The 22,753-nt window shown below is 54.6% G+C and carries 17 protein-coding genes and 2 pseudogenes; 8 read left to right on the plus strand and 11 right to left on the minus strand.

Features of this window, described 5'->3' with window-relative positions; genetic code table 11:
- Positions 1-127 precede the first annotated feature (127 nt).
- Positions 128-1,213, minus strand: a pseudogene (locus F7R06_RS28560) (aldehyde dehydrogenase family protein); the annotation flags it as partial.
- 341 nt (positions 1,214-1,554) lie between these two features.
- Between F7R06_RS28560 and F7R06_RS28565 the strand changes: the two are divergent.
- On the plus strand, positions 1,555-2,928 hold the full coding sequence (locus tag F7R06_RS28565) for a transposase (protein WP_090327512.1): 1,374 nt from the start codon (positions 1,555-1,557) through the stop codon (positions 2,926-2,928).
- Between the two features lie 171 nt (positions 2,929-3,099).
- Here F7R06_RS28565 and F7R06_RS28570 read toward each other — a convergent pair whose 3' ends face one another.
- Positions 3,100-3,309, minus strand: coding sequence for a hypothetical protein (locus F7R06_RS28570; RefSeq protein WP_090324456.1), 210 nt, complete (start codon positions 3,307-3,309; stop codon positions 3,100-3,102).
- 194 nt (positions 3,310-3,503) lie between these two features.
- Here F7R06_RS28570 and F7R06_RS28575 point away from each other — a divergent pair, with 194 nt between their 5' ends.
- Positions 3,504-4,325, plus strand: coding sequence for a MinD/ParA family protein (locus F7R06_RS28575; protein WP_090324455.1), 822 nt, complete (start codon positions 3,504-3,506; stop codon positions 4,323-4,325).
- A gap of 421 nt (positions 4,326-4,746) precedes the next feature.
- Here F7R06_RS28575 and F7R06_RS28580 read toward each other — a convergent pair whose 3' ends face one another.
- The 3 genes from F7R06_RS28580 to F7R06_RS28590 form a co-directional block, all read right to left on the minus strand.
- On the minus strand, positions 4,747-5,865 hold the full coding sequence (locus F7R06_RS28580; protein WP_139204816.1) for a hypothetical protein: 1,119 nt from the start codon (positions 5,863-5,865) through the stop codon (positions 4,747-4,749).
- Positions 5,866-6,792: 927 nt separating this feature from the next.
- Entirely contained in the window at positions 6,793-7,440 is a 648-nt protein-coding gene (locus tag F7R06_RS28585) for a hypothetical protein (RefSeq protein WP_090324452.1), read from the minus strand.
- Positions 7,441-7,758: 318 nt separating this feature from the next.
- A complete protein-coding gene (locus tag F7R06_RS28590) occupies positions 7,759-8,220 on the minus strand; it encodes a hypothetical protein (protein ID WP_139204815.1) in 462 nt (153 codons plus the stop codon).
- Positions 8,221-8,471: 251 nt separating this feature from the next.
- Here F7R06_RS28590 and F7R06_RS28595 point away from each other — a divergent pair.
- The 4 genes and pseudogenes from F7R06_RS28595 (at position 8,472) to F7R06_RS28610 (ending at position 13,642) form a co-directional block, all read left to right on the plus strand.
- Positions 8,472-9,091, plus strand: a pseudogene (locus F7R06_RS28595) (tyrosine-type recombinase/integrase).
- Positions 9,092-9,400: 309 nt separating this feature from the next.
- Complete coding sequence (iteA, locus tag F7R06_RS28600; protein ID WP_245706718.1) at positions 9,401-10,699, plus strand: anti-phage ATPase IteA; 1,299 nt, start codon at positions 9,401-9,403, stop codon at positions 10,697-10,699.
- Positions 10,644-12,920: a S8 family anti-phage peptidase IteS gene (iteS, locus tag F7R06_RS28605; RefSeq protein WP_090324450.1), complete on the plus strand. Its 2,277-nt coding sequence runs from the start codon at positions 10,644-10,646 to the stop codon at positions 12,918-12,920. Before iteA ends, iteS begins: the two co-directional genes overlap by 56 nt.
- Positions 12,921-12,973: 53 nt before the next feature.
- The gene (locus F7R06_RS28610; protein WP_139204814.1) at positions 12,974-13,642 is read left to right on the plus strand and encodes an NYN domain-containing protein; all 669 of its coding nucleotides are present in this window, start codon (positions 12,974-12,976) and stop codon (positions 13,640-13,642) included.
- Positions 13,643-13,738: 96 nt separating this feature from the next.
- On the opposite strand, the gene F7R06_RS28615 is transcribed toward F7R06_RS28610, so the two are convergent.
- From F7R06_RS28615 to pdxR, 5 genes are all read right to left on the minus strand, one after another.
- Positions 13,739-13,906 carry an aldehyde dehydrogenase family protein gene (locus F7R06_RS28615; RefSeq protein ID WP_139204813.1) on the minus strand — a complete coding sequence of 56 codons (168 nt, stop codon included), beginning with the start codon at positions 13,904-13,906 and terminating at the stop codon, positions 13,739-13,741.
- Positions 13,907-13,996: 90 nt separating this feature from the next.
- The gene (locus F7R06_RS28620; protein WP_090324447.1) at positions 13,997-15,439 is read right to left on the minus strand and encodes an RES family NAD+ phosphorylase; all 1,443 of its coding nucleotides are present in this window, start codon (positions 15,437-15,439) and stop codon (positions 13,997-13,999) included.
- Positions 15,440-15,801: 362 nt separating this feature from the next.
- Positions 15,802-17,067: an MFS transporter gene (locus F7R06_RS28625; RefSeq protein ID WP_090324446.1), complete on the minus strand. Its 1,266-nt coding sequence runs from the start codon at positions 17,065-17,067 to the stop codon at positions 15,802-15,804.
- 27 nt (positions 17,068-17,094) lie between these two features.
- A complete protein-coding gene (locus F7R06_RS28630) occupies positions 17,095-18,171 on the minus strand; it encodes a sugar phosphate isomerase/epimerase family protein (protein ID WP_090324444.1) in 1,077 nt (358 codons plus the stop codon).
- 112 nt (positions 18,172-18,283) lie between these two features.
- Positions 18,284-19,789 (minus strand): MocR-like pyridoxine biosynthesis transcription factor PdxR, encoded by a 1,506-nt coding sequence (pdxR, locus tag F7R06_RS28635; RefSeq protein WP_090324443.1) that lies wholly within the window; start codon positions 19,787-19,789, stop codon positions 18,284-18,286.
- A gap of 182 nt (positions 19,790-19,971) precedes the next feature.
- On the opposite strand from pdxR, the gene F7R06_RS28640 reads away from it, so the two are divergent.
- Entirely contained in the window at positions 19,972-20,466 is a 495-nt protein-coding gene (locus tag F7R06_RS28640) for a hypothetical protein (RefSeq protein WP_162493931.1), read from the plus strand.
- A 29-nt stretch (positions 20,467-20,495) separates the two neighbouring features.
- On the opposite strand, the gene F7R06_RS28645 is transcribed toward F7R06_RS28640, so the two are convergent.
- The gene (locus F7R06_RS28645) at positions 20,496-21,449 is read right to left on the minus strand and encodes a LysR substrate-binding domain-containing protein (protein ID WP_090324440.1); all 954 of its coding nucleotides are present in this window, start codon (positions 21,447-21,449) and stop codon (positions 20,496-20,498) included.
- A gap of 132 nt (positions 21,450-21,581) precedes the next feature.
- Between F7R06_RS28645 and F7R06_RS28650 the strand changes: the two genes are divergently transcribed.
- A complete protein-coding gene (locus F7R06_RS28650; RefSeq protein ID WP_090324438.1) occupies positions 21,582-22,751 on the plus strand; it encodes a M20 aminoacylase family protein in 1,170 nt (389 codons plus the stop codon).
- Positions 22,752-22,753: the final 2 nt, after the last annotated feature.

A 22,753-nucleotide genomic window follows, 5' to 3' on the forward strand; every position in this document is an offset into this window, starting at 1 on the left:
CAACATTTCCATGCTGATCACCCTGTGTTCTCCTGCTCGAAAAGTGAGCAGAAGCAATTGAACACCTGGGTCAGTTTTCAGTCGGCAGAACAGCCTTTACTGGGTCAGTTTTCGGTCAGCGGCAACAGCCCGTCTCGATGTAGTGGTGCACCCGGTCTTGCTGTTTGGCGGAAATGAGCGGTCCCATGTCCACGCTGGGATCGAGGCCGTTGCCGAGCTTCATGCCATTGGCGACGTCGACGATGTCACCCACTACCCGGTCGAAGTGCTTGCGCTGTACATATAGCCGTGACCCTGCGCAGCATACTTGGCCTTGATTGAAGAAGATGGCATTGGCGGCGCCTGCGGCGGCCTGCTGCAGGTTGGCATCGGCCAGGACGATGGTGGGGGACTTGCCGCCCAGTTCCAGAGTGACGCGGGTCATGTTGTCCATGGCCGTCTTGCCGATCTGCTTGCCCACTTCGGTGGAGCCGGTAAATGTGAGCTTGTCCACACCGGGATGACGGGTAAGGGCAACGCCAGCACTGAGCCCGGTCCCCGTGACCACGTTGAACACACCGGCGGGATAACCGGCCTCTAGCACCAGTTCGGCCAGCTTGAGCGCACTGACCGGCGTCTCGTCGGCCGGTTTCAGTACCAGGCTGCAACCGGTAGCCAGGGCCGGGCCAAGTTTCCAGCACGCCAGCATGAAGGGAAAATTCCAGGCAACGATCGCACCGACCACACCTACCGCCTCACGACGGATGAAGGCGTGCAAGTCAGAATCCGGCATCAGTGGCAGAGATGGATCCACAGTGCTGCCTGATATCTTGGTCGCCCAGCCAGCCATGTAACGCAGGAAGTCGATGGACATTTGAACGTCCACCAGCCGTGCCATCTGCGCGCTCTTGCCATTGTTCAGGCATTCGAGCTCGGCGATTACCTGGGCATCGCGCTCGATGAGTTCGGCCAGGCGCCACAGCAGGTTTTGCCGCTCGCGCGGACGCATGCGACTCCAGGCGGAGTCGTCGAAGGCACGGCGCGCGGCTTGTACGGCGAGGTCCACATCGACATGGTCAGCGGATGGCACTTCCAACAACAGGTTGGCAGTAGCCGGGTTACGCAAGGGCATGGTCGCGCCACTGGAAGCGAACGTCCATTCGGCGCCGATCAACATGCGTGGTTGCCTGGCAAGGAATTCGACGGTTTTGTGATGCAGCGTTGGATGGTCCATGGGGGAGGCCTCGTTGTGTGGGTCTTGTTCGTGACCCTGGAGCAACGGGTGTGCCAGCCACAGGAAAGTGCGGTAGGCACTGGGCGCAGCGTTTATCGGCAGGCAACACAGGCAATTACGGACATATTGGACCTGTATCGAACCCGTACAACTGTCTCAGAAAGAGGCAGTCACGAAAGATGCAGATAGAACTAGATCAGCGCCAAGACCTGGATAACTGTGGGGCGAATAATTCAAGCTCACTCGTGAATGACTGCTTTTGGCCGATTCTGTTGAAAAAGTGGCTCCCCCGTCTGGCCTGCGGCAAAATTCGCGCATCGGCCAGCAGGGAAGCACGCAGTATGATGGGACAGTTATCGAGTGGGCAGGAGCGACTGTTTTACTCGTTCAACCTTGAAGATCACATCCCCGCCAATCACCTTCTGCGCAGCATTGATCGGTGTCTCGATCTGAGCGACTTGCGCCATTACCTCGCCGATTTTTACAGCCCAATTGGGCGTCCTTCGATTGACCCAGAGTTGATGATCCGCATGCTGATCGTGGGCTATTGCTACGGTATTCGCTCCGAGCGGCGGCTGTGCGAAGAGGCCCATTTGAACCTGGCGTATCGCTGGTTCTGCCGGTTAAGTCTTGAAGATGAAGTCCCCAATCACTCGACCTTTTCCAAAAATAGACACGGCCGTTTTCGGGACAGCGATCTGTTTCGCTGGCTGTTCAATGAAGTGCTGCGTCGTTGCATGGACGCCGGCCTGGTCAAGGGCGAAGGCTTTGCCGTGGACGCCAGCATCATCAAAGCGGATGCGAGTCGGCAGCGCGGTGTACCGGGTGATGAACAGGTCAATTGGAGCGATCCAGCCCTGAGCACCCGCGCTGTGCGCGAGTACCTTGAAGCCCTCGATGAAGAGGCTCTGGCCGAAACGCTACCGAAGCGCCTATCGCTGACTGATCCTCAAGCCCGCTGGACCGCAGCTCCAGGTGGCCCAGCGTTCTACGCTTACTCCACGAATTATCTGATCGATACCGAGCACGGCGTGATCATGGATGTGGAACCCACGCCGGCTCATCGAACCGCAGAAGTCGAGAGCACCAAGACGATGATCGATCGGGTCAAAGCGCAGTTCGACATCAAGCCGGAACGCCTCATTGGCGACACCGCTTACGGTACCGCGCCGATGCTGGCCTGGATGTTGGAGGAAAAGGACATCGAGCCACATGTGCCGGTGTGGGACAAAACCGAACGCAAGAACGACAGTTTTTCGAGAAACGATTTCCACTGGAATGAAGAGGCTGAGGAATACTGCTGCCGGGCTGGCAATGCATTACGTAGCGAATGGCGAGCCTTCAAGAATGAGCGTTCGCACGTCACCAAAGCCAACACCATTATCTTCCGATCCAGGCAGACCGACTGCGTTGCCTGTCCGATGAAAGCCAAGTGCTGCCCGAACACTGCGTTCCGCAAGATCGCCCGCAGCGTCCATGAAGCCGCGCGCGATGTGGCTCGGCGAATCGCAACGACACCTGCGTACGTGCGCTCTCGCCACGAACGTAAGAAGGTCGAAATGTTGTTTGCCCACCTCAAGCGCATCCTGAAACTGGATCGCTTGCGACTACGTGGCATGAGTGGCGCGACCGATGAGTTCACGCTGGCGGCCGCGGTGCAGAACTTGCGACGTCTGGCCAAACTTGCATCTCAAGGGCCACCTTCTACGGGATAGGTGCGCCTGCACGAAGCAAAAAACCTCAAACTAACCCAATAACCGAGCTGCAAAGCTCAACGAAGGGCCGAGAAACCACTCAATGTAGTGAGTAGGTTCTCCGGTGGTGGTCGTGCCTGAGTTCAGGCGAGCTGAAAATCCGACTTTTTCAACAGAATCGGCCGATTGCAGTCACTCCGGAGTCATCATCACCGCAAGCGTCATCTTGATGAATTCCTCATTGCGATCGATTGCGACCAGGGCGCCGCGCACATTGTCGGCCACATCGGCAGCGCCGCGCTGTTCAACCCAAAGCGTGAGCTCCATGATGGCAGCCTCGAGGGCGAGCTGGTTTTCGTTGAGTTTGGAAAGTAGGGAAGGGAGCAGGTCTGAATTTGGCATCGCGAATCCTCCGTGGAGAGGTGAGCGTAGCAGCGGCCGCTCCGGTTCGCGTGATTGCAATGTAGTGGTTACAACGTTTCAGGAGATCCTGTAATACAGGTAGGGCTATGTGTCTGGACTTTTCAGCTACCATTGCGCTTTAGGGATAGTTTGCGACTACACGCACGCGTTGCGCATAGAAGGGAATCAATAAGATGGATAGTGCGCGTTCTGTGCAAGTTATCGCCGTGACCGGCGGAAAGGGTGGCGTCGGCAAGACGACTGTGGCTGTGAATCTTTCATTGGCGCTGGCGAAACTTGGAAGGCGAGTCGTATTGCTTGATGGCGATCTTGGCTTGGCGAATATCGATGTCCTGTTGGGACTTTCGCAGCAGTACACGCTTGTCGATTTATTCGAAGGTCGCTGTGAGCTTTCCGATGTACTTTTACGCGGTCCGGGCGGGATACGAATCGTCCCCGCGGCTTCAGGTATCCAGAGCATGATGCATTTGTCTCCGGCTCAGCACGCAGGCCTGATCCATGCCTTCAGTGAAATAGGTGACAGCCTCGATGTGCTGGTGATCGACACAGCAGCGGGCATCGGCTCCTCGGTGATCAGTCTCGTCCGGGCGGCCCACGAAGTCTTGCTGGTGGTGTGCGACGAACCGACCTCCATCACTGATGCCTACGCACTGATCAAACTGCTTAATCGTGATTACGGAATGGACCGTTTCCGGGTGCTGGTCAATATGGAGCAGAGCCCAAAGGAAGGTCGCGCGCTGTTCGCTAAATTGGGCAAAATCACCGATCGCTTCCTCAGCGTAAAGCTACAGTATGTCGGAGCGATTCCGTACGATGATTGTGCGCGTAGGGCAGTACAGAAGCAGCGAGCAGTCTACGAACACTTTCCGCGCTCCAAGTGTGCCCTAGCATTTCAGGAAATCGCTTTAAAGGTCGACGCTTGGCCGTTGCCGGCGTCTCCCAGAGGGCATATAGAGTTCTTCGTTGATCGACTCGTCCATAATTCGAGGCGGTGACATCTAACTTCTGGCCGCGTGCTTCCGTTTGCATAAGCATAAAAAAACGTGTGTTTTGCCAGACCGTCAGGTGAACAACTGCGCCCGATTACGCCGCAAAGGGATGGGGACTTTTTCGGGGATTCGCTATTTTCTGCTTGGCTCTGTAAGGCACCGTTTGCAGCGAGCGCCAGAGGGAGACCCAGTAAATGCTGGGCATTAAGCCCATTTTCAAGTATGGGGTGCTAGGAGTCGGAGTGACAAACAGCTGAATTATGTTATTCAAAAAGGCTGTTTCGACCCATAGCTGCCGGTCAGCAGCGGCAGAATTCGGCCATTAGCGGACGCTGGTGTCGCGCTCATCAGGCACTCAGGTTGTATTGTGTAAATATGGAACCATCTCACATCAATAATTGCACTTGCTAGTTGAGAGCGCGGAGCTTCACTTTTCGCGCACATACTTTGAATAATCAAGGCCGTCATATGAGAAGTCATAAAATGGCACAATAAACCGATATCTACCAAGCTTCGCAAGTGCTTGTTGATTAATTCGAATGGACTCGTTAGCAAAAATCATTTGGCGTTGTTTTAAAACTTCATGATTAGCAAGTGACAGAATTCCAAACAGGTTATTTTCTATTCGAGAAATGTTTATCAAGTCTTCACGTGCCAGCTGATAGGCATCCTTTGCGAATTCATAGTTGCAGAAGTTATTTAACACTTGGGACGCCACCGCGTGTCGAAATCCGATGTTAGGATGGCTTGCTTGAGGTACGTGAATGGCATCATCGAATTTTTCGCGCCTAGATATCAGCCATAGACCTACATGAATTCCGAGTACGATCGATTTAACCAGATAAGGATGCTGCCCCACTATAGAATGCTGACCGAACACTGCCCTCTGAAGTGAAGAGGTAGCAGCAGTAATATCGGCTTCATATTCAAGAAGCTGAATAATATTCTCAGAGTCTCCTTGTAATGCCTCATTTGGGCGTGATACTTCTAGGAGTTTTGTTAAACCTAAGTGCTTGCTTACAAATAAACAATGTCCCAAAGCTGCGTGCGCAAGTTCATGCTGCGTAAAGTACCTTAGAGTTTCCTCGAACATCAGCAATGCGCCGCCGGCGCGCTTCTGGCAAGTCGGAAGCTGGCTCCAGAGGGATTTCAGGAATGTATCCGACTCCAAAGCACCTAGAGGAGGCAACACTTCGCCCCTTAAGCGTCGTAATGCTTCGGCAAGCGCATCGGTTGATTGACGATCGCTCCCTCCAAACTCTTTGAAACTTTCACGAGAATTGAAAATAACGCAGGCAGCGTCGAACGCAGCTATCACTAATCCAGAACAAATAAAAACGTTGTGAGCCCGGAATGTCGGCGGTGAAGCCCAAGCATTTACCTCTGGGCTATCCAAAAGTTCTATATGGCCAAGAAATACATCTCCTGCAAGGTTTCGTTTGTTGTTTGTTTGCTCAAAGGCTGATTTGGCGAGCCCAATTGGTACGAGAATGTCATTACGTATGGTGGCGGCTTGGGGTGACAATTTGGCAACTGCTTTGCTCATAGCCACCCGTCTTCTCCACATCTGGAAAATGTTAGGCATCTCGCTTGTCACTCCGCCAATCATGCGGTAATTGTCGTTATCCCTAAAGCGGCTGCCGCAATAGAAAACGAGTTTATTATTGAGAATATAAATCCGCGAATTATGCTTCCTCGCGTACCTGAGCCTGGCGCGCTTGCAGAATAGATAAGTACTCCGGCAGCTAACGACAACACAAGCACAACCCACTGCTCACTAGCAAGTGCGGGCCAAACTTGGCAAAGTACTTTCCACATTAGAGATATTGCTGCAGGAGCCCCAGCAAAAGTCAAAACAGACTGCTGACTGTTAATTAAACCGATTTCTTGCGGCGAACCAGAGTCTGTCGTTCTACCCTCTGACCCCATCGGGAGGGAGACACGCGACGTAGTTTTTCCTTGAAGATTTACCCAGCTTCTAAGCCCCATAAATCCCTCTACCATCGTAATTTAACAGAAATATTTACGTCCTAATCTGTATAAAACTTTACTTTTTACTCAGCCTTAAGAATCGGCATTGGGGTGATGAACAAATACCAAGATGAACCAAATTTTTCATCTCACACCTGACAGCATTCAGCTACCCAACACACTGGACTATAGCCGCCATGGTCAGGCGCCGCTGAGGAAATGCACCAGTCTTTAAGCAAACGTCTAGGGGCCGCTATGGGTGCGATGCTGGTGGTGGTGCTCGTGTAGCCGTCCATCGTGACTGACTCTATCGACCCATAACTGACCGGCCTCTTCGGGTCGTCAGCTGCTCTCCGCGACGGGTAACTATCGGCCAAAAGCTGACAGTCAGCACGGTTCTGATTTCGCCCGTATGAATGCACACACCCTACGCATGCATCCATTTTGGCTTATAGCTAAAAGATTCGAAAACAAGTCTATTCGAATTTTGATAAATTTTTGATCAAGCATCTATGACTCGAAGACGTTGCTTAATTAGTTTACAGATAATATCTAGCTGGGCTTTGAGCTCTTCTTCTGAGTGCTCCTTCCTATCGACACTGAAGGGTGGGCTATAAAGTGCTGGGTAGTTTCTCACCAAATAAGTATCCATCCCCATCTCCCAAAATTTCTCTATTTCCGAAAACACCTCGTGATTGATGAAAGGCTTTTTCTTAATTATCGGATCAATAAAATACAAGCGTTCTAGGGCCTCTGAAAGATTTCCGTGGCGCAGATCTTCAATTTCTTTTTTTGTTCGCTCATCTCCGCTAGGGGATAGCTCCTCTAAAATATCAGACTCTTCATCTATTTTTTTTGTAGAAATAAATGCGTAATACGCGTCAATCAACTCTGGATATAAACCTTCGTATAGCTCATATTCTTTTTTTACATGTAACTCGTAAGCTTTTCTGTCCCTATCGCCCTCAAGCTTGATATCCTCTAGGCTTTTTTGTAGCTGACTGTTTAGTTCGTGGCGTTGGATTTCAAACTTTGACTTTAAACGCTCGACATTTGCAGCGCTCCAAAGAGCAACTAGTGCTGCAAAGATTGCGGAGTACCCAGCAATTGTTGAAAGTATTTCTGGTGCTTTTGTGAAGAGCTCAGTCATTCTAATCTCCTGCATTTTTAAAACGTAAATCATAGTTCGAAATTACTTACCACTGGTTACCAAATACTATAATAAGCCTGAATGCTACTTATCAGCTTAGCAACAAATAACGTACTGAGGCGCCCCCGGGTTTTCGAGAGACTTCCGAGCGACTCCTTTTGGCCGATAGCCTTCAGCCGTGAGCGACCTCTACGGGTCGGTAGCTACCCCTCGCAACCGACAGCCATCGACCAAAACCAGTCACCAAGTAAAAATGTGGCCCGGTTGCGCGTGACTAAAGCATGCGTTGTTTGTTCGTACGATGTTCGTATTTCCAAGTCAACGTTCTGCCTTTTTCCGGCACCAGCCAGGAGGTGAAACATTTGATTTCTCAATTAAGCCTTGAAACTTTTCCTCCAGCTTCTTGAATGTTGAATTTAATTCCGAGCCGGACTTTTTAGACGCAGCTTGATAGGCCAATTCCAAGCTCGTAAAACCCTGTATTAATCTATGGCACTCACTTTGATGAGCATCGCATTTGAAAACTGAATGCAGCCCCATAAGCGCGGAAGAAACAAGGGCAAGGACACCACCTACCACATCCCAATGAGCACCAAATAGCTCTGGCTTGCTGAGAACCGTTGCCCCTGCCAAAGCAGAGAGTAGTGTGCTGCCACCCACCATCAGCCATCTAACCGGTGTCAAAATGTCAAGCCAGTATTGATGGGCCCTCATCTCAACTTGGCATCTCTGCACACGCTCGGAACATAGTAATTGTAGGCTATTCTCTAAATCGGCCATAAAAATTACCGGGTAATTTTCATTTTCATCAGTTGTGATTATTTTAGTTCAGCTTAAGAAGCTGTCGAGCAAGCAGCTTAGGTGGGCGTTCATTAATGGATTATTTCAAGGTGGCTTGGCCAGCGGGCCTCACTATAGGCAGCAATCGGCCAATTTTTTATCGATACTGACAGGCAGCTTTGGGTCGAATAGCAACTACGACGCACCGTGACTGAACCACCCTTGTCCTCCCTCAACCTGGAGGACAAGCCATGAACTCTAATGCTAAACATCGCCATCAGCCTTGGAACAAGGGAAAGCTCGTCGGGCAAAAGGCGCCGCTCCGAGTGAGAGATATCTGGGCTATCCGCGTAAGACTTCAGCTTGCTGAGAAGACACGAGATCTGGCGCTCTTCAACTTGGCTATCGACAGTAAACTGCGTGCCTGTGACTTAACCAAGCTGCGAGTCCGAGACATCGCCCATGGAGAGCATGTGTCGTCACGAGCCATCGTGATGCAGCAGAAAACCCATCACCCAGTGCAATTTGAAATCACTGAGCAAACTCGAACGGTGCTGGAGGCTTGGATGCATCAAGCGCACCTCCACAGCGAGGACTTCTTGTTCCCGAGCCGTTTGCACGACTCAGATCATCTCTCCACCAGACAGTACGCTCGAATAGTCAAAGCGTGGGAGACCGTCATTGGTCTTGACCCAACCATGTACGGTACTCACACGCTACGGCGAACCAAGGCATCGTTGATCTATCGCAGGCGAAGAATCTGAGAGCCGTCCAACTCCTGCTTGGTCATACGAAGCTTGAAAGCACCGTCAGGTACTTGGGCATCGAGGTCGATGATGCCCTGGAAATGGCAGAGCAGACAGAAGTTTGACCATCCACTGCGACGGTCTACGCCAGACCGTCGCTATCCGACCCAAAGGGGACGTTGATGCGAAGCGGCACGGGCGCCGACAGCTTTTATTGAAAGCGTTGTGTATCAAACGCTAGCCTTCCCTGCTACCGATCCCTTGAAATCCGAAGCGAGTACATCACACCGTTCGAAGCGATGTCATCCTCATGGCTCCATGGGGCTTACGGTTTCCCTTTTTCATTTCCAATCGCGCATGGCCTTGTGATCATTCCCGCTCAAGCTTGACCTCGTTGCCCTAGACCTGCTCGATCCTGCAGCTTTGGGACAATAGTGATTTTTGCTGCTAGCCTTGTGTTTCAAAATTCTCAAAATCTGAAACGCATATTGCAGTATGCGTTACACTATGATCGAAATCTGAAACGAATATGTGGATTGGTCGCGCTCTTGGAACATCTTTCGGAAATACTGAAAATCTTGGATGGCGCTCTTAAAGCCAATGCCAGCATGGCTTCAAACTATGCCGGATTGCTTGCCGACAAACTGGAAGGCGCGGGAGACGGCAAGCAAGCCCGGATGATTCGTGAGCGTCTTGCGCGAGCGCCTGTTGCATTGGCAAATGCGCAAGATGCGTCGAACGGCATTAGCTTTGGCAACTTGCCTGTCGATGGTGAGAGCCATCTGCACACGGTGGACGTGAGTCATCCGGTGGAGGATGACGCGCCCCTACTGCTGCCCAGTGCCATTGCCGTTCGGGTCGGTGAGTTTATTGCCAATATCCAGCGTTATGACGAGCTAGAACGTGTCAATGCAGCGATGCCCAGCCGTCTGCTGGTGTACGGACTGCCTGGAACGGGGAAAACGAAACTGGCGCGCCATGTTGCGGCTAGGTTGAAGCTGCCTCTACTCACTGTGCGTTGCGACACTCTTGTGAGCAGCCTCTTGGGCCAGACCAGCAGAAACCTCAGACGAGTCTTCGAATTCGCCCAGCAACGCCCGTGTGTGCTCCTTCTGGACGAGTTCGACGCTTTGGCGAGCGCGAGGGGCAATGAGCGAGATGTCGGGGAGCTCCAGCGAGTTGTGATCGCGCTGTTGCAGAACATTGATGCGTTAACCGAAAACACAGTTGTCATTGCTGCCACGAATCATGACCGCCTGCTTGATCCGGCGGTGTGGAGGCGATTCGGTTTTCGTATACCAATGCCCGTTCCGGATGCAGCATTGCGCAAGCAACTGTGGGCTCAGTTCTTGCTGCCATACATGCTAGATGGAATCGATCTCGAACGTTTATCAAACGTCTCGGAAGGCATCACTGGCGCGAACATTGAACAGGTCTGTCTCGATGCCAAGCGGGCAGCAGTTTTTGCTGGCAGCAGCCAGATAAATGAGTCGGAGCTGTTACGCAGGCTGGGGTTAAATTTGGCGATGGCCGGTGGCATACTGCTATCAACCGTCGAGGCGGAAGTTTATTGGCTGAGAGAGTGGTCCCCTAAATACTTTTCAATCAGGACCCTCGCGAAGCTTTATGGCCTATCGATAAGGCAGATAAGCAAAGTTATCAAGGAAGACAACGACCATGGCGCCCAAGAAAGGCTCAGAATCGGCTCAGGATCGACCCAATCCCCGGATTGACAATCCCTTTATCCACGTCCCTTTTTCACCAAGGGACCTCACTTCGGTAGAGCGAAATCCGGGTGGGGGCAAAAAACTGATCGTGCCAGTGGATAGCGATTACAGACTCGTCCTGTCGGAAAAATTGCTGCAAGCTTCTTCAGCCCTTTCCAACGAGCGGGCTCGATACCCCTCGCAGCTGTCGACTTTCATATTTCGGCTGAGAGAAAAAGGTATCGCCAAGTCCCACAGGCCTGTAGAGCTCGCCGAGGAGACTGGGCTGCAGCCTGCAGGTCACGCCAGGATTGATGAAATGCTGGTGTCGGCAGATGGTGGAGCGATTTCGGCGCTCAACACTGCAATCTTGCAGCGTAAGACGAAGGTAATCACCGCGAACCTCAGTGCCATCGAAACAATCGAACCATGGGGCCGTGCTCGTCGTAACCCCGGTGGACCCGATGAGTTGGTGGAAAAAGGCAGCGGTCTGCTTAGACTCTTCCAGTACCAGCGCTCAGACATCAACAGCGTCAACCAAGAAGCAATTCTTCGGCTTTTGAAGTCGCTACGTATCGAATATTCCGAGATTCCTATCGGTCGTGGCCTGCCTCTCATTGCCATACGACGCATCGACCGACTTGATGGAGCAGCCCTCGATAGCTTGTTGGACTATCCAGGTGCGCGCCAGATTTACGCTGAGCCTACCTTCTTTAGCCGAAACTCCATCAGCGTGCCGGCAACTGTCGCCTCAGGCAGTGCCTCCACGCCTGCCAGCACCGTGCACCCGACAGTGGCGGTCTTCGATACAGGTGTTAGCAGAGACGCCTTGGCGATAGCCGATTGGGTTAAAAGCCGGGACACCTACGTTCTACCACCGGATACGAACTTCGAGCACGGTACAGCCGTCGCCTCTCTCGTCGTCGGTGCAGCGCACTTCAATGATGGACACTCGTGGATTCCTCCCACACAGGCTTATGTGCATGACGTCTGTGCGCTGGAGGTTGGTGGATCGTCCTTCGGGGATTTGGAGCTGAGGCTGAGGGAGGCTGTTCAGCGCCGACCAGACATCAAAGTGTGGAACCTTTCCCTGGGTGGTGCTGGATGTGATGATCAATCCTTCAGCGAGATGTCGATGGCGCTGGATGACCTCAGTGACAAGTATGGGGTCCTCTTCGTCGTGGCTGCCGGGAACTACCTCGATCAACCACGTCGAACCTGGCCAAATCCCGCTCAGCTTGCCGACCGCGTTTCATGTCCGGGTGAGTCTGTCAGAGCGCTAACTGTAGGATCGGTTGGTCACGTCGATGCCGCAGGAGCGCTTTCGGTAGCCGGACATCCCACGCCATACTCCCGCTGCGGGCCTGGTCCAGTATTCACGCCTAAGCCTGATATCACCCATGTAGGAGGCGGTGTGCATGCCCCATGGGCTGTAGGGCCGAGTAGCCTTAAAGTGCTCACACCTGATAACAAGCTGAACTACAACTTCGGAACCAGCTTCGCGGCGCCAATTGCTTCTGGCATGGCCGCGAATGCGTGGCTAGCGATTACCGGGCATGGATCACTGACTCCAACACCTTCGCTCGTTAAGGCGTTGATGATCCACTCTGCGCAACTGTCTTCGCCGGATTATGCAGCGTTCGAGCGCCGATACCATGGAGCGGGCAGGCCTGAAGAAATCCTGAAATGCCTGTACGACAGTGACGACAGCTTCACAATGGTGTTCCAGGCCGATCTGGTGCCCGGCATGCGTTGGCGGAAGACACCATACCCAATTCCAAATGCCCTGATTCATAACGGCAAGTTTCGGGGTGAGATCATCATCACCGCTGCATATGCGCCGCCCGTTGATCCTGGCGCCGGCAGTGAATACGTCCGTGCCAACGTGGAGCTCAGTTTTGGTGAGATCGACGGCAATAACATCACAGGCAAAGTCCCTATGGATGGAGAGGAAGGACAGAGTGGATACGAGACTGCTCAGATCGAGCACGGTAGCAAGTGGTCACCGGTGAAGGTTCATCGCAAGAGCTTCCCTCAAGGGACTGCTGTTGCAACATGGGGACTTCAAGCTACGGCGATGCTTCGAGCCTTTGAGCCCGCGCTAACCCACGCCTTGCCAGTGACCATCATTGTCACGCTCCGGGCTCTGGATGGTAATCCTGACGTAAGAAACGACGGACTTAGGGCTTTGGCGCAGGTCAACTGGGTTCATGCGGCGCTTCCGGTACGCACGCCTATCCGAGTCTGAACGCGCGTGAAATCCGAATCCTGATTTAAGTCGTGACTCTCAGAGGGTATGTCATGCCCCCTGAGATGGATTGCGCCAGTTTTTTTGCTTTTGTGGCATCTGGAATGGAATGCCGCAGACACGCTCCGCGTATTGAATCATCAATCACCAGCAGCAAGGATCGCAAAATGTCACTAAACGTCTTTTGGGATAATTCAAATATCTGGCTCGTAGGCCGCAACTATTGTGGTGTCCGAGAGCCTGGGCATGAACGTGAATTCAGGGTTCATTTCAGAAACTTGTTGATGACCGTTGTTGCCGGACGCCCTATGGATTTCGCATTCGTCGGGGGATCGCTTCCGCCGAACAATGATTTGCTGTGGAAATACTTTGAGCAACTGGGGGCAGAGGTTGAAACCCAGGAGCGAGGTGCGATTGGAGGCGGCGAGGTCGCTGTGGATCAAGCCATCCAATTTTCCATGCTTCAACGGATAATCGACGCTGAAAAGCCTGGAACGATCCTGCTGCTAACAGGCGATGGCAATGGTCATCTGGATGGGAAAGGTTTTATCGCGGCGCTGCAGAGAGCTGTCAAAATGGGATGGAACATTGAAGTCGCAAGTTGGGATATCGGGTGCAATCGGCACCTTCGCCAATACGCTGAAGAGCACGGCGTATACCGCTCGCTAGAGCCTTCATATGAGCACATCACCTTCCTTGCTGGCAGCAGGAATGCAGTCTGACTTTCCCCTGGCAAGCACTGTCTGAAATACCCGATGACAGCGCTCTAAAAGCTCAGGGCCCGCGAGCGGGTCCCGAGTTTCCCGATGGTACTTGGTTTAGATGCCACCAATCGCCATGTACTTCATTTCGAGGTAATCGACGATGCCGTGACGGCTGCCTTCACGATCAAGTCCGCTCTCATTCACGCCACCAAAAGGCCCTTCAGGAGTTGAGATCAGCCCTTCGTTGTTCCCTATAACTTGGCAATCAATTTCAGGTTCCACGCAGACGCGCTTACTTCAACTTCTGGTCGGGGTTTTCACACAACCTTGACCCATTGCTTCCCGAGTGGGCGCTCAATCAGCGCGTGTTCTCTAAAAGCGCGCGTTTTTTCCCATTTGGTAACGGTGACGCTCTACAGTGTAAGAGTCACTCTCAACCTTCACTTTTTTGATGTGATGTACTTCAACTGAGTCTGGCCGGATATCAAGCGACTCCTGTCGTCTGTCGTGATCTACTCGGGCATCTGCAAGCATGGCAATAAAAGGCCAAATACCTAGCTCGGGAGGGGGTTCTTCCTCTTTCTCCGGAGGCACCTCTTCCCTGACCCAATAGTCTGGGTAGGCCCCATCTTCGTCATGGCTGACCGTACTGGCCCTAATATCTGTCCCTTCAGGTAGGTCCATGAGCGCCACACGAGATGCGCTATGGAACAGTACGATGTTTGCTCCTTCATCTGACTGCGTTGACTCGAAGATGATGCCGTCCAGGAGAGGATCATTTTCAGTTGCCAAAAAATCAGCTACTGCCTGGGTAGCTAAATAGTCAAACTCCTGATCATCGGGCATCACTGGGCGGGTCATTTTCCTTCCAAGAGTGCGTAAGAAGGCTACTCGCTCAAGCCGTCGGAGTAATGCTGGATCGAAGAGGCTGCCTTCATCATGGGTCTTTTCAAGGGCAGATAGATTCAAAAGGCGGAGAGGTCGGATGACCTTGAAGCTGGCTACCGCGACGTAGCTACCGACTGGGGGCCTGACCTCTGCGAGCGCAACGCCTTTGGCAGTAGCTCCATAGAATACCGATATGCCACGAGCATTCATTCGACCTGCTGACGCCATCCGCGCAGGAGGTGAACCAAGGTGTTGATCTGGTCGGCAAAGCGCTTCTTGCAGGGGCTTGTCCGCTTGGAAAACCCTAGCTCTGAATAGCACCTCGATCGATGTGCCGGGCCCTGCATTCACTACTAGTGATTTGCAGTCCGAGGTAGAGAGCCGATCTATTCCCCCGAAAACCGCTGCAAGATGAGCTGTAGCAGCTCGCCCGAAGTATCGGGCTTCGGTTCGCAACGTCCTTTCAAAGTTCCACCATTCTTGTTGCCAGACGTCGGCATTCAGATCCTTCAGCTCGTAGTAAGAGCTGGGAGAAAATTCCGTTTCTTCTCCCATGGTATTCATCTCAAAGTCGTCGTGCCGATCGCTGAGCATATCCAGCACGTCCTCCCCTGCCTGATCCGGTATATCAGCTGTATTGCCGATAACCCAAAGGACAGGTTCCCCATGTCGTTCCCATGTGTAATTTGATTCACGATCTCCTAACAGAATCTGTTCCCAATCATCTGGATCAGGAGATGTGCGAGTGAAGTGCTCCGCGAACGCTTGCTCGATGCGATCTGCAAGAGCCTCGATGGTCCAGCAAAAGTTTTCGGATTCGCAGTAGCTGCATTTGGCAGCTTTGCCAGTAGTCTTTATCTCGTGGGAAAGAAATTGCTCACCCACACATTGATGACAGATCTGCAGTTCGTCGTCTTGCCGTTCCATTATTGCCCTTCCGGTTTCGCCGAATCGCCTCTCGGCCATGGCCTACATCTACCATATCGTGTGCCCTTTGGAGTCGTCACGATAGGGCGAGAGGCGCATGTGGTTATGCCTACAGTTGACGCCAGAAGGTAAAGGCAGAGCACCGTCTGCTTTTGGCCGATTACTGCCTGTTGCGAAGGGCTACGGTCTCAAGCTACCGATCAAGAGCGCCGACCGTCGCCCCATAAGATGAAAAAGCGTTCCGCCGTGGTAACGCGTTATCCGGATTGTGCGCAAGTCAGCGCCGGCTCATTCCGGCGTTGTGGTCAGCGGGAGGGATCGGCGTGTTAGACGATTCCTCCTCCTGGAGTCCATGGCAATGATCAGGCTTGAGCCGCGCTCATCCCGCCCGTGGCCATGGATTTTTTGCGCACCGCTTGATAGAGCAGGCTGGACACCATGAAGCCCGCAATGGCCAGTAGGCTCATCAAGGTGAAGACATAGTTGTAACCCTGTTCACCGGGGAAGTGGTCGAGGATCGCGCCATAGATGACGTAGGCAAACATGCCGGGTGCATAGCCGACCAGGCAACCGATGCCGAAGGCCGAGCCGGTGATGTGCTGGGGAATGCCGACTTCACCCATGGGGGCCCAGAACACGCCGCGCATGGAGAACACGATCAGGGCGAAGGACAGGGTGGCGGCCATGCCCGCGTAGATGAAGCCCGGGCTTTTCGGTATCAGCATGATCACGCCCATCATCGGCAACAGCGCCAGGAATGCCCACTTCAGGTAGCGGCTGGTGCTCTTGAACTGCTTGTCGGCAATGAAACCGCCGGCAGGCCCGCCGAGGATCTTCAGGAAGTACTGGTTGATGATGCCGTAGGCGCCCACCAATGCCACGGGCAGCCCGTACATTTCCTTGAGGTAGGGAATGAAATAGGTCAGGCCGCAGTAGACGATGTAGACCATGAACACGTTGAGGCTGACCAGCCAGATACCCGGCACCTTGATCGCTTCCATCAGGTTCGCCAGACCGTTCTTCGGTTTGGCCACCGACTGTGTGTTGCCGCCCTTGAGCAGGAACCAGGTCAGGGTGCCGGCCAGAATGTCGATGACCGAGTACAACAGGATCGCCGACTTCAGGCCGGTTTCGCCCGAACCCATGGCAACGAACACGCCCAGGGCGGAAAAGGCCACCAGTGTATCCACCACACCACGACCGCCTTCGAGCAGACCGAACAGCCGGCCTTGCTCTTGATCGTCACCCAGGTTGCGGATGGCTTTGAGCAGCGATGGCCAGAACAGGCAGTCGGAACAGACGGCCAACAGACTGAACACGATCAGCAAACTGCTAAAGGGCGGGAAGGTCGCCAGGTACAACCCCAGGCCACCGGTTCCGATCAGGCCGAGGGGGATCAGTTTGCGTGTGTCGTAGCGATCGGCGAGCAGGCCGCCAAGCACAAACAGTGCGGTCGCGATGATCGCGTTGGCGCTCAGCAGCATGCCGATTTCTGTGTGGCTCAAGCCCATGAATTCCTGCATGGGGACATAGAAGGCGTCCTTCAGGTTCGCCAGCTTGTAGATGGTGCCGCCTCCGAGGATGAGGATCAGGAATCTGAGCCATTTGGCCTTGTTTTGAATTGTCATTATTGTTCTCCGGGCGTAATCGGGTCGTCAGGATCGGGCGTTGGAAGGGTTGGCCAGGGTCAGTTCGGCCAGGGTGCGAAACTCGGCCAGCAGGCTGCGGACATAGGCGACCTGGTTGTTCGCCCAGCGGTGTTCATCGGCGAGCATTTGTTCAAGTGAGTAGCCGTTCGGAAGCGGCGTGTCGCTCATCTTCCGGTAAGCAATGAAGGGGTCAGCCGCCTCAAGGCTCTGGCGGAAGGCCGGGGCCACGTAGTGGTTTTCCTGCTCGAGTATGAACGCGATCACCTGCGGGGTTTCCTCGCCCAGCATCAACAGCTCGAACAGCATGCGGGCGCTGGGAAGGTCGTCTTCGTCGCTGCCCTGCAATACGCCGTAATGGCCGAAGCCGTTGAGTTCTGGGACGATGCGCACGCCCTTGAGGTGAGTCTGGCGGATGTGCGGTGCCAGGTTGCGCAGGGCCTGCAGGGGCTGTTCGCAGGCGTTGATCATGTTGCCGAAGTCGAACAGGGCATGCAGGCGAGGGTGGTTGAGGCGGTTGAGCAGTTGCGCAATTTCCCCGCTCTTGAGTTCCTCATGCTGCTCGAAATCGAAATTCAGATCGTGTGCGTCGGCCTGTTGCGCAAGGTAATGCAGGTCGGTCTCGATCACGTCCATGACCCGCGACAGTGTGCCCTCGTAACGGGAGTAAACACGGATGTTGCGCACGCCCAGGGCGAGGGCGATGGCGATCACCTGATCGACATCCTTTTTCAGCGTGCTGCTGATTTCCAGGTGCACATCCAGCCCCAGCGCTTTGGCCTTGGCGGCAAACGCCTGGAGCTGCGCGGATGACATCTGGCTGAGGCTGTTTTCTTCGCCGTCGAGCAAGTGCAGGCTCAGGCCTTGCAGTTCGTGGCGATAGGCGAAGTCCAGCAGGTCGGCCGGGGTGACACGACCGTGGGTGAGGTTGGTCAGTAGCGGGTAGGCGTGGGCAAACAGGCGCAATTGCCCGAGACGCTCAAGCAACCGCCGGGCCAGTGCCTCCGTCAGCACGGGAGCAGCCCCGTGTTCGACCACCTTATGGCTCAGCAAGAAGTTGAATCGTTCCTGGATCTTATTGTTCATTAGAGTCGTTCCTGGTTCAGACACCGGGTCTACCGGCGCAGCCTTTATCGCGCCAGTCAGGAACTCTCGATAGATCCATTATCAGTTAATTGATAAGACCACTTGCCTCGCATCAAGAAGGCGATGGCAGATAACCCAGTGCGCGCAAGGCCAAGGCCAATGCCTCGACCCGCTCCCGGGCCAGATTTTCAGGCGTACCGGCAAAGCCTATCAACAAGGCCGGCGGTAGGGCATGCTTGATGCGGTAGTCGCTCAAGGCGTAGGTGTGGATGTTGTGTCGGGCCAGTTGCCGGGCGATGTCAGTGTCACTGAGTTCGGGGGGCAGCCAGGCGATCAGGTGCATGCCGGCATCCGCCGGAGTGATCCTGAAGAAGCCGCCAATCTGCTTTTCAAGCTGTTCGATCAATGCCTGCTGACGCGCCTTGTACAGTGCACGCATGCGACGGATGTGCCCCAGGAAGTGGCCTTCGCCCATGAAGTCCGCGGTTGTCGCCTGAAGTAGTGTGGGCGGGCTACGATCCATGACCGCGCGCAGGGTGCAGAAGGGTTCGACCAAGGCCTGGGGCAGAATCACGTAACCGAGTCTCAGCGACGGAAAGAGCACTTTGCTGAACGTTCCGACGTAGATCACCCGGGCCATCTGATCCATGGCATACAGCGCCGGGAGGAGGCGGCCACTGTAGCGAAACTCACTGTCGCAATCGTCCTCGATGATCCAGCTCTGATGCTGTGCAGCCCAGTCGACGAGTGCCTGGCGCCGCGCATAACTCAGCGTGACGCCCAACGGATGCTGGCGCGAAGGCGTGCAAAACACCAGGCGGGCATCCGGGCACTCGGCCAGGCCTTGCTGGACATCGATCCCCTGATCATCGATACGCAACGCAACCACCTGCGCCCCCTGAGCCTGCAACGCAATGCGCGCGGCGATGTGCCCCGGGTCCTCCATCCAGACACTGTCCTGCGGATTGAGCAGCAGCATGCCCAGCAGATTGAACGCTTGCTGCGCGCCGGAAACGATCACCACTTGCCCTGCATCGCAGTCGATGCCACGTGCATCGAAGACGTACTCGGCAATCGCGGTACGAAACGCCTGCAAGCCCTGCAACTCGCCATAACCCAAAATGGCCTTGGTGGGTTTGAGCAGGTAACGGTTCATCAGGCGCCGCCAGATCGCCTGCGGGAAGGCGTCATAGGTGCTGTGGCTGGGCAGAAAGGACGTCGGGGTCGAGGGGGCCCAGTCGGCATAGGACACCCCGCGAAAATGATCGCTGCGCAGCGACAGCATCGACTGGCTCAGGTCGGACAGGCGCGGTGGCTGGCGCGGTTGCTCGTCCTCGCTACCCCGGCTTTCCCACTCCGTGCCGACATACGTACCGGCGCCCGTGCGCGAGGCCAGGAAACCTTCGGCAATCAGCTGATCGAACGCATTGAGAATGGTGATCCGCGACAACCCCAACTCGTTGCTCAAGGTCCGGGTCGACGGCAGACGCACGCCCCCCTGGATTCGGCCGTTGAGTATCTGTTTGCGAATCTGCAGATACAGTTGGCGGTATAGGGGAATGGCACTGGCACGGTCCAGCTCGATAGCCGACAGCAGCAAACCTGCAGGGGATTTCATGACATGCTCGTGTGGGAGAGATGGGAATTGACCAGGAGACTGTCAGGTTACGGAGACGGAAGGGTATCGAGCGATACCCGATAAGTCATCTGTCAGGCGTTGATGTCCGGAGCAATACCGTTTCGCTACAGCGCTACAGCGCTACAGAGACATTCGACATTGGCCGCGATACCGGTGAGGCGGTGTCCATCGACTATGAGGGGCCAATCCCGTTTACCGATACCCTGGGAAAAGTGGACATCAACATTCAACCGCCGCAGTTGAGCTCAGAAGCTCAAGAGAAAACCAAAAACTGGAGCATGACGCGGCGATTGCAACGCATTAACCAATGGAAAACCGAAGACTTAAACAGGCTTCGGTTTTTTGGCAGCCACTTTTGCCTTCATGCCGATGACTGCTTTTGGCCGATTCTGTTGAAAAAGTCGGCGAAGGTTTCCACAACAGAAAAGTACGCGCTTGAGATTGAAATCTTTACTTTGAGCAGAGGATTCCGGGCTCAGATTTCGCGTAGCTTCGCGCAAAAAAGGCGTTTTCAGCAGTCAGTACGTGGGCAGTCTGTAAGGACCGACTTTTTCAACAGAATCGGCCGAGAGCCGCCTGTCGCCACGTGCAGAAATCAGACAGGAGTGAACGCTTGGCGTTGGCACCTATGGTCAGATTTCCCTAAGACTTCCTGAGGTATCAGACATCAATCCGTAGGGTCACCTCACAGCCTCAATCGCAAGGTTTCAAACAGCGCGCGGTCTTCTTTTTTGGCCGAGCGCGCATGGCGCCGAATGACCTGCAATAGGCATTCGGTGAAGCAGACCGCTGGATTGCTCAGCGCGCCATTACGGCGCGTCACGATGCTCAGCTGTCGGGGCTCGAACTGCTCGGTCAGCCCCAGGGATACCACTCGCCCCAGAAATGGCGGAGCTGTGCTCACGATGGACGGCCCCCAGGTACACATGTCGGCCTGCTCGACCATCATCTGCAAAATGGCCAGGGAATGAGCACGCACGATTCGATTCTCATCAATCTGCGCGCCGTGTTTCCAGAACAGTTCCTGCATCAGCCCATCGTGCCCGTCTGGCGCGTAGTTCAGGGTCCAGTTTTCTTCCAGTAACTCGTGGATCGATCGCGCATGTCGTCGGGCGTGACCCTCGCGGACCAGCACCGAGGTCTGGTAGTCGAGCAAGGTTTCGCAGGCGAATTCCTGGGTCGATTGTGTGGGGTGGAGTTGGCCAATCGCGAAGTCCATGCTGCCGTCGCGCAGCAGCGGCTGGGCAACGGCCATCAGGCTTTCGAACAGTTCCAGCTTGATTTGTGGCATGCGTTCGCGAAAAGCCAGCACGACTTCGGGCAGGAAGGTCAGGGCGACCCATGGGGTGATCCCGACGCAGAGCCGGCCTTGAGCCTTGCCACGCATGTGATCAAGTTCGGTCTGTGCATGCTCCAGTTGCTTGATCACCAGCCGGGCGTGAGTCAACAGCACTTTGCCGTATTCGGTGAAGTTCAGACCGCTGGCAGTTCGGGTAAACAGCGGTAGCTGCTGGCTGGTTTCCAACTCGCGCAGTGCTTTGGTCACAGCGGCCTGGGAAATCTCCAGCGAACGCGCGGCCGCGCGAATACTGCCGGTTTCGGCGCTGGCAATCAGCGCCTGTAATTGATGCAATTTCATCTGCTAACCACTTTGACAACTAATGGTTGTCATCATAACCAAACTGCGCCTCCCTAGCCCAGCGTCCGTTCCCTAAGATCGACTTCAACAGCGCTTTCGCTGCTGCACAGCCCCTGTTGAAGGAGAACACCCATGAATACCGGCTCGATCCTGCCTGGTATTGCCGCGATGCAAGATGAAATGATCGCGATACGTCACAGCATTCACGCGCACCCCGAACTGGGTTTTGAAGAATTCGCCACCAGCGAGCTGGTTGCAGCGTGTCTGACTCAGTGGGGCTTTGAGGTCAGTACTGGGGTCGGTAAGACCGGGGTCGTTGCCACCCTGAAAAATGGTGAGGGTCGGTCGATCGGCTTGCGCGCTGACATGGATGCGTTGCCGATACAGGAAGCCTCCGGATTGCCTTATGCCAGCAGGATCGACGGTGTCATGCATGCCTGCGGTCACGACGGTCATACAGCAGTCCTGCTGGCAGCCGGTCAGTACCTGGCCCGGACACGGGCGTTCAATGGCACCGTGCACCTGATGTTCCAACCGGCGGAAGAGGGGTTGGGCGGTGCCAGGAAAATGCTGGAGGACGGGCTGCTCGAACGGTTTCCGTGTGACGCGATCTTTGCCATGCATAACGTGCCGGGTTATCCCGTAGGGCATTTGGGTTTTTACAGCGGACCGTTCATGGCGTCTGCCGACACGGTGAACATCAAAATCATCGGCAATGGTGGCCATGGTGCAGTGCCGCACAAAGCCGTCGACCCGGTGGTGATCGGTGCCTCGATCGTGATGGCCCTGCAAAGCATCGTCTCGCGCAACGTCAACCCGCAGGAGATGGCGATTATCACGGTGGGCTCCCTGCATGCAGGGAGTGCCTCGAATGTCATCCCGTCCAGCGCCGACCTAAGCTTGAGCGTACGCGCCCTGACCCCCGAGATTCGCCACTTGCTGGAGGTCAGAATCACTGAATTGGTCAAGGGCCAGGCCGAGAGTTTTGGCGCCCGGGTCCACATCGATTACCAGCATTGCCATCCGGTGTTGATCAATGATCCCGAACAAACAGCATTTGCCCATGAAGTTGCCCGTGACTGGCTGGGAGAGGAACACCTGATCGATGACTTGCGTCCGTTCACGGCCAGCGAGGACTTTGCTTTTGTCCTGGAAAAATGCCCGGGTAGCTATCTGGTGATCGGCAATGGCGAGGGAGAAGGCGGGTGCCTGCTACACAACCCCGGCTACGACTTCAATGACGGCTGCCTGCCGGTGGGCGCGAGCTATTGGGTCAAGTTGGTCGAACGTTTTCTGTGTTGAGA

Source organism: Pseudomonas moorei (genome assembly GCF_008801475.1).
In the GTDB taxonomy this organism is placed as follows: Bacteria; Pseudomonadota; Gammaproteobacteria; order Pseudomonadales; family Pseudomonadaceae; genus Aquipseudomonas; species Aquipseudomonas moorei.